Here is an 11,751-nt window from a genome sequence, read left to right as displayed (position 1 = left end):
TTTTGTAACTTAAGTTTACACCGCAGCCTTTCTAAACTAAGCCACCCGTAAACGGATTTCGAGTGTGCCCCATGCCTGCCTCCCGTCGCTTCCCGTTGTTGCTCATCGGCGCTTTCCTGGCCTTGTACCTGGTCTGGGGGTCTACCTACCTGTTCATCCGTATCGGCGTCGAAAGCTGGCCGCCGATGCTCATGGCCGGGGTACGCTTCCTGATTGCCGGCGGCTTGCTGTATGGCTTCCTGCGCTGGCGCGGTGTGCCGGCGCCGACCTGGCCGCAGTGGCGGGCGGCGGGGGCGATCGGTTTCCTGCTGCTCAGTTGCGGCAACGGCGGCGTGACCGTGGCCGAGCATGCCGGGGTGGCCTCGGGTGTGGCGGCGCTGGCAGTCGCGACGGTGCCGCTGTTTACCTTGCTGTTCGGCCTGCTGTTCGGGCACCGCAACTCCAGGCTGGAGTGGGCGGGCATCGCCCTTGGGCTGGTGGGAATTGGCCTGCTGAACCTGGGCTCCAACCTGCAGGCCAGCCCGATTGGCGCGGCGCTGATCATTTTTGCCGCAGCGTCCTGGGCATTCGGCTCGGTGTGGAGCAAGACCCTGCCGTTACCCCAGGGGCCGATGGCCAGTGCTGCGGAAATGCTGGTCGGTGGTGCCGTGCTGTTGCTGGGCAGCGTGCTGTCTGGCGAACGCATGACGCAGATGCCTAGCGCCGCCGGCTGGGGGGCGTTGGCCTACCTGGTGCTGTTCGGCTCGATCCTGGCCTTCAGTGCCTACATGTACCTGCTCAAGCATGTGCGCCCGGCGGCCGCCACCAGCTATGCCTACGTCAACCCGGCGGTGGCGGTGCTGCTGGGCATTGTCTTCGCCGGTGAGCAGATCGGTGCCGAAGAGTGCGTGGCGATGGCGGTGATCATTGGCGCGGTGGTGTTGATCGGCCTGCCGCAGTGGCGCAGGGCGCCCGAACCGGCGCAGCCGCTGAAAGGTGAAATCTGCAAGTAGACAGGGGCGATGCGGTAAACTTGCCGCCTTCGCTGAACCCCCTGACGGTATTGCCATGAATTTCGCCAAACTCGGCCTGATCGAACCGCTGCTGCGCACCCTGCAGCAGCTGGACTACACCACCCCGACCCCGGTGCAGGCCAAAGCCATCCCCGCCGTGCTGGCTGGCCGTGACCTGATGGCCGCAGCCCAGACCGGCACCGGCAAGACTGCCGGCTTTGCCTTGCCCGTGCTGCAGCGCCTGGCACTGGAAGGCGAGAAGGTGGCCAGCAACTCGATCCGCGCGCTGGTGCTGGTGCCTACCCGTGAACTGGCCGAGCAGGTGCACAACAACGTGCGCGAATACGCCGAGAACCTGCCGCTGAGCACCTACGCGGTGTATGGCGGGGTCAGCATCAACCCGCAGATGATGCGCCTGCGTCGCGGTGTCGACCTGCTGGTGGCTACCCCCGGGCGTCTGCTCGACCTGTTCCGCCAGAACGCGGTGAAGTTCAACCAGGTGCAGACCCTGGTACTCGACGAAGCCGACCGCATGCTCGACCTGGGCTTTGCCGAAGAGCTGCAGTCGGTGTACGCCGCACTGCCACGCAAGCGCCAGACGCTGCTGTTCTCCGCCACCTTCTCCGAGCAGATCCGCATGCTGGCGGGCCTGGCCCTGAATAACCCGCTGAGCATCGAAGTCAGCCCGCGCAATGCCACGGCCAGCAGCGTCAAGCAGTGGCTGGTGCCTGTGGATAAAAAACGCAAGGTCGACCTGTTCTGTCACCTGCTGCGCAAGCAGCGCTGGAAGCAGGTGCTGGTGTTCGCCAAGACCCGCAATGGTGTCGACCAGCTGGTGGAGCGCTTGCTGGCCGAGGGTGTGAATGCCGACGGCATCCACGGTGACCGCCCGCAAGCCACCCGCCAGCGCGCCCTGGACAGCTTCAAGGCCCGCGAAATCCAGGTGCTGGTGGCCACTGACGTGGCGGCCCGCGGCCTGGATATCGATGACTTGCCACTGGTGGTCAACCTCGACCTGCCGATCGTTGCCGAGGACTACGTGCACCGCATCGGGCGTACCGGGCGTGCCGGCAACAAGGGCGAAGCGATTTCGCTGGTGTGTGCCGATGAAGTGCAGTTGCTGGCGGCAATCGAAGTGCTGACCCGGCAGACCCTGCCGCGCCATGAAGAGCCGGATTTCATCCCCGACCACCGGGTTCCGATGACCGATGCCAGCGGCCAGGTGATCAAGAAGCCGAAGAAGCCCAAGAAGCCGAAGGAAAACAGCGCCAAGCGTGGCTTGGGGCGTTGGATGGACAGTGCCGAGGCGGGTAGTGCAGCGCCAGCGGTGAAGGCGGTACGCAAGGTGCCGAGCTTCAATGGTGGGCCGCGCAAGCGTAAGCCTTGAGGTTTTTTGGGGCCGCTTTGCGGCCCATCGCGACACAAGGCCGCTCCTACAAGGACAGCGCAAACCCTCGGCAATGTGCCGTTTTTCGGGCGCGGCCGGGTGTCGCGAAAGGGCTGCGAAGCAGCCCGGCAATCTGTCAGGAAAGCCGCGTCAGCCAATCCGCCGCCGCCCGCCCGGCGCGCAAGCCGCTGGCAAAGCACGCGGTCAGCAGATAGCCCCCGGTCGGTGCTTCCCAGTCCAGCATCTCGCCAGCGCAGAACACTCCCGACATGCTCTGCAGCATCAGGCCTTCATCCAGGGCCTCGAAACGCACCCCTCCCGCACTGCTGATTGCTTCATCCAGTGGCCGGGTGCGTACCAGCGTGATCGGCAATGCCTTGATCGCCCTCGCCAGCGCTTCAGGGTCGGCAAAGGTCGCCTGATCGGTCAGTTCGCGCAACAGCGCCGCCTTGACCCCATCGATACCCAGCTGGCTGTGCAGGTGCTTGGCCATGGAGCGCGAGCCCCGTGGCCTGGCCAACGCCTGGGCGACTTTTTCCACCGGCTTGTCCGGCAACAGGTCAAGCAGCAACTGCCCTTGGCCGGTACGGTTGATGGCTTCGCGCACCGGCGCTGACCAGGCATACACCAGGCTGCCTTCCACACCCTGGGCCGTAAGAATGAACTCACCTTTGCGCGGCGCGCTGCCAGGGACGCTCAAGGCAATGTTCTTTAGCGGCGCACCGGCAAACTTTTCCTTGAGCAACGCGCTCCAGCCGGCCACTTCGAAACCACAGTTGCTCGGCTGCAGGGGTGAGATATCCACACCCCGTTCGGCCAGCAGCGCTTGCCAGCTGCCGTCGGAACCCAGTCGCGCCCAACTGCCGCCGCCCAGTGCCAATACCACCACGGCAGGGGTAAGCAACCGTTCTCCCTGTGGATAAGCCATCCGCAACGCCCCTTCGGCATTCCAGCCCAACCAGCGGTGACGGGTGTGGATAACCACCCCGCTGTCGCGCAGGCGCTTGAGCCAGGCGCGCAGCAATGGCGCGGCTTTCATGTCGGTGGGGAACACCCGGCCCGAGGTGCCGACAAAGGTCTCGATGCCCAGGTCATGAATCCACTGGCGCAAGGCCTCGGCGTCGAAGTCGCGCAGCAGGGCGTCGATGTTGTCCTGGCGCTCGGCATAACGGCCGACGAAGGCCGGGTAAGGCTCGGAATGGGTGATGTTCATACCGCCGACACCCGCCAGCAGGAACTTGCGGCCGACCGAGGGCATGGCATCGAACACTTCCACCGTCAGGCCCGCCTGGGCCAGTGCTTCTGCAGCCATCAGGCCGGCGGGGCCAGCGCCGATGACGGCAGCAAGGGAGGGGGCGGCGGGTTTCAGATCGGGCATGGTGGGCAGCAGGCTGTGGAAAAGAGGCGCATTCTAGCGCAGCGTGGCCCATGGAAGCACTGGTCAAAAAATGATCAGGCGCTTGCAGGCCTCGGCCATCAAGGGCTGCAGCGCCTTTCCCGCAGGTTATCCACAAGCGGCTCCACAGTCATTGTGAACAACCGATGACACGCGCCGCACTGTGGTGGAGGATGCCATGACGCTTGGCCAGCGCTACCCGGTCCTTGCTGTAACCGCCGCCGATCACCCCCACCACCGGGATGTCGCGGCCCAGGCAGTGGCGCAGCACCGCTTCGTCACGCGCGGCAACGCCTGCGTCGGTCAGTTGCAGGTAGCCCAGGGCGTCGTCCTTGTGCACATCGACACCGGCGTCATACAGCACCAGGTCGGGACGATACAGCGGCAGCAGGTAGTTCAGGGCATCGTCGACCACCTTCAGGTAGGCCGCGTCACCCATGCCGCGTGGCAAGGGGATGTCCCAGTCGCTCTGCGCCTTGCGGGCCGGGAAGTTCTGTTCGCAGTGCAGCGATACGGTGATGGCGTCTGGCGTGTCGTGCAGGATGCGCGCGGTACCGTCGCCCTGGTGCACATCGCAGTCGAAGATCAGCACCCGATGAACCCGCCCGGCCTCCAGCAGGTAACGGCTGATCACCGCCAGGTCGTTGAAGATGCAGAAGCCGGCAGGGTGATCGTAATGGGCATGGTGGGTGCCACCGGCAAGGTGGCAGGCGATGCCGTGCTGCAGTGCCATCTCGGCGCTCAGCAACGAGCCACCTACGGCGCGGACGGTACGCCGGGCCAGGGCCTCGCTCCAGGGCAGGCCGAGGCGCCGCTGGTCCTCACGGGACAGGTCACCGTTCAGGTAGCGCTCGATGTAGCTGCGGTCGTGAGCCAGGGCCAGGATGTCGTTGGGGCAGATCTGCGGGCGCAGCAGGGCCTGGTCGGTGGTCAGCCCGCTGTCGATCAGGTGGTCGTGCAGCAGGCGGAACTTGTCCATCGGAAAGCGGTGTTCGGCAGGGAACTCCGGGCTGTAGTCTTCGTGGTAGATCAGCGGCAGCGGCATGGCGGTTTCGTAATCGGGGCCAGCGCTGATCTTGCCAGTTCCGGGGGTGTGGTTGCTATCGCAATGCGAGCCCTGCAGGAGCGGCCTTCTGCCGCAAAAGGGCTGCACAGCAGCCCCGTCACGTTGTGCATGTGCGCCAGCACCTTGGGGCTGCTGCGCAGCCCTTTTTCGGCAGAAGGCCGCTCCTACAAGGGCGTAGTGTTATTTCGCGGTACCAGGCCGGGCACAACAAAGGGCGCAGTGTTGTTTCGCGGTACCAGGCCGGCACAGCAAAGTGCGCAGTGCTATTTCGCGATGCTGGACAGTACCCGCTGCCAGTCGGGCTCGTTCAGGCGCCCGAGGATACGCGCCTTGCCATTGCCATCCACCGAGACGAACAGCGCGCTGGCATACCCGCTTTCACGCTCGCCGCCCACCACCTTTTGCTGGCGGGCAAAATGGTCGATGCAACCATTGTGGGTCACCAGCACCAGGTTATGCCCGGGCCGCTTGCGTGCCATCGCTTCCCGAGCGAACTGGCTGTCACACCCTTCCAGCCAGTCCTCACTGGCCACCGCCTGGCCAAGAATGAAATGCGCAGTCTGCCGCGTGCGCAATTTCGGGCTGCTGAGCATATCGGCGTTGGCCAGGCCCAACTGCTGCAGCCCCTGGCCAACCCGGCTGGCGGCCTGGCTGCCGGCCACGGTGATACCGCTGGGGTCGTCCAGGCATGGCCCGGGGGCGCTGTCGCAGCGCTCGGCGTGGCGAATCATCACGATCACCGCACCGTCAGCCCAGTCCTTCAGCAGGCCGCTATCGCTTAGTTGTTGCCCGTTGCCAAGGTCCACGATATGCGTCCTCGTCGCCAGCCAGGTGGTCAATGCCGCCACGACCATGCACAAGCCAAGTGCGGCGCCGAGGGTTTTGCGGGTCAGGCGTCGCTTGCGCCGGGCGTGGATGGCAGGGTGCCCCAGGGTGTTGCTCGATAGCATGCATGGCTCCGTTGGCATGGCCGCGCCTGGCGCGGCGGTGATGGCGGCATCCTCTCAGGCCGCCTGTCGGGGGGCGGTGAAGGCCATGTGAAAATTGCATTCGGGTGTGCACCGGCTAGGTGAAAGCCACGCCCGCGCCTACGCTGTAAACTGCAAGACAGTAAAACCGGAGCACGCCTCATGACCCCCATCCTGCAACTGGAAAGCGCACGCCTGGTGCTGCGCCAATGGCGCGACGAAGACCTGCGCGAGTTCGCCGCGATGTGCGCCGACCCGCAGGTGATGCGCTACTTCCCGGCGCCGCTGACACGCCTGGAGGCGGCTGCGCTGATCGGCCGCGTGCGCGGGCATTTCAACGAATACGGCTTCGGCCTGTGGGCGCTGGAGCGCAAGGACAGCGGTGCGTTCATTGGCATGACCGGGCTGTTGCACGTGGGCTTCGATGCCCATTTCACACCTGCGGTGGAAATCGGCTGGCGCCTGGCACGCCGCCACTGGGGCCTGGGTTTCGCCAGCGAAGCGGCGTGGACCTGCCTGCGTTGTGCTTTCGCCCAATTGCGCCTGGAAGAGGTGGTGTCGTTCACTAGCGAGAGCAACCTGCCGTCACAGAAAGTCATGCAGGCCATCGGCATGCAGCAGGACCTGCACGGCAGTTTCCAGCACCCCCGCCTGCCTGTGGGCGACCCGCTGCGCCCGCATGTGCTGTACCGCATCGACCGTGCACACTGGGAGCGTACCCTGCGCGCCTGAATACAGGCCCATGCCCGGCGCGAATGACAAACCCTGTATCATTTGCCCTCATAACAGCGCTGTAGAGACGTGTTGCCTTGCTAGGAGAACCCCCGATGAGTCATGTGTTGGACGACCTGGTCGACCTGTTGAGCCTCGAGTCCATCGAGGAGAACCTGTTCCGTGGACGCAGCCAGGACCTGGGCTTCCGCCAGTTGTATGGCGGGCAAGTGCTGGGCCAGTCGTTGTCGGCAGCCAGCCAGACGGTCGAAGACGCACGCCATGTCCATTCGTTGCACGGGTATTTCCTGCGCCCTGGCGATGCCAGCCTGCCGGTGGTGTATTCGGTAGACCGCGTGCGCGATGGCGGCAGCTTCAGCACCCGGCGGGTGACGGCGATCCAGAAGGGCCAGACCATCTTCACCTGCAGTGCCTCGTTCCAGTACGACGAGGACGGTTTCCAGCACCAGGCACCAATGCCCGAGGTGGTCGGCCCGGAGAACCTGCCCAGTGAAGTCGAACTGGCCCGGGCCATGGCCGAGCAACTGCCCGAGCGCATCCGCGACAAGGTGCTGTGTGCCAAACCGATCGAGATCCGCCCGGTCACCGAGCGCGACCCGTTCAACCCCAAGCCCGGCGACCCGGTGAAGTACGCCTGGTTCCGCGCCGACGGCAACCTGCCTGACATTCCGGCGCTGCACAAATACCTGCTGGCCTATGCTTCGGACTTCGGCCTGTTGACCACTGCGTTGCTGCCGCATGGCAAATCGGTGTGGCAACGCGACATGCAGATCGCCAGCCTCGACCATTCGCTGTGGTTCCACGGCAACCTGCGTGCCGATGAATGGCTGCTGTACGCCACCGACAGCCCCTGGGCGGGCAACGCCCGTGGCTTCTGCCGTGGCAACATCTTCAACCAGGCCGGGCAACTGGTGGCGTCGTCGTGCCAGGAAGGCCTGATCCGCCATCGCAAGGATTGGGCATGAGCCTGGGCGAGGTCCGCAACTGGGTGTTCGACATGGACGGCACCCTGACCGTGGCCGTGCACGACTTTGCCGCCATCCGCGTGGCGCTGGACATCCCGGCCGAGCACGACATCCTCACCCACCTGGCGGCCCTGCCAGCCGACGAGGCGGCGGCCAAGCATGCCTGGCTGCTGGAGCACGAGCGCGACCTGGCGGTTGCCTCCAGGGCGGCGACCGGGGCGGTGGAGCTGGTGCGCGAGCTGGCCGAGCGGGGTTGCCGATTGGGCATTCTGACCCGCAATGCCCGTGAGCTTGCGCGTGTGACGCTGGAGGCCATCGGCCTGGCCGACTGCTTCCCGGTCGAGCACATTCTCGGGCGCGACGAAGCAGCGCCCAAGCCGAGCCCGGACGGGTTGCTGAAGATCGCCAGTGCCTGGGGTGTGGCACCCCACGAGCTGGTGATGGTGGGGGATTATCGGTTCGACCTGGACTGTGGGCGTGCAGCAGGGGCGCGCACGGTGCTGGTGAACTTGCCGGACAACCCATGGCCGGAACTGGTGGACTGGCATGCGGCCGATTGCCGGGCATTGAAGGTGATGCTGGGCTGAGTTTTTTTGTTGGCAGTGCTGGCCCTATCGCGGCCAAGCCCGCTGCCACTGGTAATGCACAACTCCCAGGTCCGATGGCGCCCTTGTGGGCGCTGGCTTGCCGGCGACAGGGCCGGACCTGTCTATGCTGAAGCTCATTCTTTTCCCTGCACGGAGACCCTACCCATGACCAGCAAGGCCATCTACGTACAACCCGGCGGCGGCTACGACAAGGTCGAAGTCGGCACCAGCGAGGCCCCCGCACCCCAGGCCGGCGAGATCACCGTTCGCCTGCACGCCAGCTCCCTCAACTACCACGACTTCGCTGTGGTCAGCGGCATGTGGGGGCCGAGCGAGCGGCGCATTCCCATGGCCGATGGCGCAGGCGAAGTGGTCGCGGTGGGGAGCGGTGTCAGCGAGTTCCAGGTCGGCGACAGTGTGGTCAGCACCTTCTTCCCCGACTGGCTGGATGGCCAGGCCAATGTCGAGGGTTTCGCCAAGGTGCCTGGCGATGGTATCGATGGTTATGCCCGCGAACAGGTCACCGCCCGTGCCAGCGCCTTCACCCTGGCGCCCAAGGGCTTCAGCCACGCCGAAGCCGCCACCCTGACCACCGCCGGCCTCACTGCCTGGCGCGCGCTGATGAGCGATGACCACCTCAAGCCCGGCGATACGGTGCTGGTGCAAGGTACCGGCGGCGTGTCGATCTTCGCCCTGCAGTTCGCCAAGCTCGCCGGCGTCACGGTGATCGCCACCTCGTCCAGCGACGCCAAGCTCGAACGTTTGAAGGCCCTGGGGGCCGATCACCTGATCAACTACAAGAGCACCCCGGCCTGGGGTGAGAAAGCGCGCGAGCTGACCGGCAACCGCGGCGTCGATCATGTGATCGAAGTGGGCGGCCCGGCGACGTTGGAGCAGTCGATGATTGCCGCGCGCATCGGTGGGCATGTGTCGTTGATCGGTATCCTCACCGGCGTGGCCGGGCAGTTGCCGCTGGTGCAGGCGCTGGTGCGGCAGATTCGCCTGCAGGGCGTGCTGGTGGGCAGCCGCGCCCAGCAGCAGGCCATGGTGCGGGCAATCGATGCCAATGGCTTGCGGCCGGTAGTGGACAAACATTTCGAGCTGGAGCAGATCGTCGAGGCGTTCCGCTACCAGGAGAGCAACCGGCATTTCGGCAAGATCTGCCTGACCTGGTAACTACGCCTGCAAGGGCTTCGTGTAGGAGCGGCCTTGCGTCGCGATGGGCTGCGTAGCAGCCCCTCGGCTTGCGCACAGAAGCTGAAAATCGGCGGCCGCTTTGCGGCCCTGTCGCGACGCAAGGCCGCGTCTACCGGAGAGTGGGTCAGGCCTGTTCAGGCAGCAGGCGATCGCGGCTATTGGACAGGTGCAGGCAGATAGCCGCCCGCGCGGCGTCCGGGTCTCGCCGGCGAATGGCATTGAGGATCGCCTCATGCTCGAGGTTGGCCAGGTACGCCTGCCGCGCCAGCTTCGCCCCGCTGCGCTCAGCCAACGCCATGCGGTTGCGCGGGATCAGGCCATTGCCCAGTTGCAGCAGCATCTCGGTGAAATACAGGTTGCCGGTGGCCTCGGCAATCAACAGGTGAAAGCGCCGGTCGGCCTCGATGCAGCTGTCGCCCGCCGCGGCCAGGTCCTGGTAGTCATCCAGCGCCTGGCGCATGCGTGCCAGGTGCCCATCATCACGGCGCAGCGCGGCCAGGGCGGCCGCCTGGCCTTCCAGGCCAATGCGCAGCTCCAGCAGGTCGCGCACATTCGCCGCGCTTTCCGCAGCAATGCGCAGGCCAGCCTGGACCTGGCGCTCCATCACGAAGGTACCGATGCCGTGGCGTGGTTCCACCAGCCCCGATGCCTGCAGTTTCGACAAGGCTTCGCGGACCACGGTGCGGCTTACCCCGTGCTCGCGTACCAGGGTGTTCTCCGAGGGCAGTTTGTCGCCGGGCTTGAAGGTGCCCAGCAAGATCTGCTGGGTCAGGCTGGAGACCAGGTCGTGAGCACGGCTGTGGCCATGTTTGCGCAGGCGTTCGGGTTCCATGATGTGATCCGTTGCTGTCAGTGCTTGTATGACAAGTTAATCGATAGAAATATTTTTTGCTGATTTTTGCCACGCTCCAGGCGTTCCATAGCGTCGCGATTCCGGCACGTTTTCGAAAATTTTGTATTTTGACAGCTTGTATTTTGCAATTTTGACGACATTGTTGAGCTTGTCGTACAACTGCGCCGCGCATATGCTCCCTCCCACTGTCATGTCAGACAACTCCGCCCCGCACAAAAACAATTAGTGGGAGATCCGCAAGTGAACGATACCCTCGCTCCGTCGACCCGGAATGAAGGCGACGCCCTGGCCTGTGCCGTGGCCAAGGTCAAGCGCCACGTCCTGCCGCTGTTCGTCATCATGTTCATCGTCAACTACCTCGATCGCGTCAACATCGGCTTTGTCCGCCCGCATCTGGAAAGCGACCTGGGCATCAGTGCCGCGGCCTATGGCTTTGGCGCCGGGTTGTTCTTCATCGGTTATGCGTTGTTCGAGGTGCCTTCGAACATGCTGCTGCAAAAGGTTGGCGCGCGCCTGTGGCTGACCCGCATCATGTTCACCTGGGGGCTGGTGGCCACGGCCATGGCCTTCGTGCAGAACGAAACCCAGTTCTACGTGCTGCGCTTTCTGCTCGGCGTGGCCGAAGCAGGCTTCTTCCCCGGGGTGATCTATTACTTCACCCGCTGGCTGCCTGCCGCCGAGCGCGGCAAGGCAATTGCCATCTTCCTCAGCGGTTCGGCGCTGGCCTCGCTGATTTCCGGGCCGCTGGCCGGGGCGCTGATGCAGCTTCAGGGCCTGGGCATGCATGGCTGGCAATGGATGCTGTTCATCGAAGGCATGGCCTCGGTGGTGCTGTGCTTCTTCGTGTTCTTCTGGCTCGATTCCAGGCCGCAGGATGCCAAGTGGCTGAGCCAGGCCGAGCAGGACGCGCTGGTGGCCACCATCGATCGCGAGCAGCGTGAGCGTGAAGCCGTTGCAGCGGACAAGCCATCGGCCTGGAGCCTGCTCAAGGACCGCCAGATCCTGCTGTTCTGCCTGATCTACTTCTGCATCCAGCTGACCATCTACGCCGCCACCTTCTGGCTGCCCAGCATCATCAAGCGCATGGGCGACCTCAGCGACCTGCAGGTCGGCTTCTTCAACTCGATCCCCTGGCTGATCTCGATCCTGGCCATGTATGCCTTCGCCGCCGGCTCCGCGCGCTGGAAGTTCCAGCAGGCCTGGGTGGCCGGGGCACTGGTGGTCGCGGCCATCGGCATGTTCATGTCCACCACCGGCGGGCCGGTGTTCGCCTTTGTTGCAGTGTGCTTCGCGGCGATCGGTTTCAAGTCGGCGTCTTCGCTGTTCTGGCCGATCCCGCAGGGTTACCTGGATGCACGCATTGCCGCAGCGGTGATCGCCCTGATCAACTCGGTCGGCAACCTCGGTGGCTTCGTCGCACCCACCACCTTCGGCCTGCTGGAACAGCAGACCGGGTCGATCCAGGGCGGCTTGTACGGCCTGGCGGTGACCTCGGTACTGGCCGCGATTGCCGTGTTCTTCGTACGCACGCGCCCGAAGGGCGCCCCTTCCGACGACCTCAAGGCCCCTTCGGCCCTGGGCCAGAGCCACTGATGACTGCGAGACAAC

At 64.9% G+C, this 11,751-nt stretch carries 11 protein-coding genes; 7 read left to right on the top strand and 4 right to left on the bottom strand.

The window, feature by feature from the left end; all coding sequences use genetic code 11:
- The first annotated feature begins 71 nt into the window (after positions 1-71).
- Both yedA and HU763_RS21290 read left to right on the top strand, forming a co-directional pair.
- The gene (yedA, locus tag HU763_RS21295; protein WP_186686629.1) at positions 72-992 is read left to right on the top strand and encodes a drug/metabolite exporter YedA; all 921 of its coding nucleotides are present in this window, start codon (positions 72-74) and stop codon (positions 990-992) included.
- 55 nt (positions 993-1,047) lie between these two features.
- Positions 1,048-2,379 (top strand): RNA helicase RhlE1, encoded by a 1,332-nt coding sequence (locus HU763_RS21290; RefSeq protein WP_186686632.1) that lies wholly within the window; start codon positions 1,048-1,050, stop codon positions 2,377-2,379.
- A gap of 136 nt (positions 2,380-2,515) precedes the next feature.
- Here HU763_RS21290 and HU763_RS21285 read toward each other — a convergent pair whose 3' ends face one another.
- From HU763_RS21285 to pmrG, 3 genes are all read right to left on the bottom strand, one after another.
- Complete coding sequence (locus HU763_RS21285; RefSeq protein WP_186686635.1) at positions 2,516-3,757, bottom strand: TIGR03862 family flavoprotein; 1,242 nt, start codon at positions 3,755-3,757, stop codon at positions 2,516-2,518.
- Between the two features lie 148 nt (positions 3,758-3,905).
- The gene (locus HU763_RS21280) at positions 3,906-4,820 is read right to left on the bottom strand and encodes a histone deacetylase family protein (protein WP_186686637.1); all 915 of its coding nucleotides are present in this window, start codon (positions 4,818-4,820) and stop codon (positions 3,906-3,908) included.
- Positions 4,821-5,104: 284 nt separating this feature from the next.
- Positions 5,105-5,791: a lipopolysaccharide core heptose(II)-phosphate phosphatase PmrG gene (gene pmrG / locus HU763_RS21275; protein ID WP_186686639.1), complete on the bottom strand. Its 687-nt coding sequence runs from the start codon at positions 5,789-5,791 to the stop codon at positions 5,105-5,107.
- A gap of 180 nt (positions 5,792-5,971) precedes the next feature.
- On the opposite strand from pmrG, the gene HU763_RS21270 reads away from it, so the two are divergent.
- From HU763_RS21270 to HU763_RS21255, 4 genes are all read left to right on the top strand, one after another.
- On the top strand, positions 5,972-6,541 hold the full coding sequence (locus HU763_RS21270) for a GNAT family N-acetyltransferase (RefSeq protein ID WP_186686641.1): 570 nt from the start codon (positions 5,972-5,974) through the stop codon (positions 6,539-6,541).
- A 95-nt stretch (positions 6,542-6,636) separates the two neighbouring features.
- A complete protein-coding gene (gene tesB / locus HU763_RS21265) occupies positions 6,637-7,506 on the top strand; it encodes an acyl-CoA thioesterase II (RefSeq protein ID WP_170032802.1) in 870 nt (289 codons plus the stop codon).
- Complete coding sequence (locus HU763_RS21260; protein ID WP_186686643.1) at positions 7,503-8,093, top strand: HAD family hydrolase; 591 nt, start codon at positions 7,503-7,505, stop codon at positions 8,091-8,093. Before tesB ends, HU763_RS21260 begins: the two co-directional genes overlap by 4 nt.
- A gap of 165 nt (positions 8,094-8,258) precedes the next feature.
- Entirely contained in the window at positions 8,259-9,269 is a 1,011-nt protein-coding gene (locus tag HU763_RS21255) for a zinc-dependent alcohol dehydrogenase family protein (protein WP_186686645.1), read from the top strand.
- Positions 9,270-9,414: 145 nt separating this feature from the next.
- Here the strand turns inward: HU763_RS21255 and HU763_RS21250 are convergent, their stop codons facing one another.
- Complete coding sequence (locus tag HU763_RS21250; RefSeq protein WP_186686647.1) at positions 9,415-10,122, bottom strand: FadR/GntR family transcriptional regulator; 708 nt, start codon at positions 10,120-10,122, stop codon at positions 9,415-9,417.
- A gap of 261 nt (positions 10,123-10,383) precedes the next feature.
- Between HU763_RS21250 and HU763_RS21245 the strand changes: the two genes are divergently transcribed.
- Positions 10,384-11,736, top strand: a complete 1,353-nt coding sequence (locus HU763_RS21245; protein WP_186686650.1) for an MFS transporter — start codon at positions 10,384-10,386, stop codon at positions 11,734-11,736.
- Positions 11,737-11,751 lie beyond the last annotated feature (15 nt).

Origin of the sequence: Pseudomonas anuradhapurensis (assembly GCF_014269225.2) — a bacterium.
Classification (GTDB): domain Bacteria; phylum Pseudomonadota; class Gammaproteobacteria; order Pseudomonadales; family Pseudomonadaceae; genus Aquipseudomonas; species Aquipseudomonas anuradhapurensis.
This window is presented reverse-complemented; position numbering and strand designations above follow the sequence as displayed.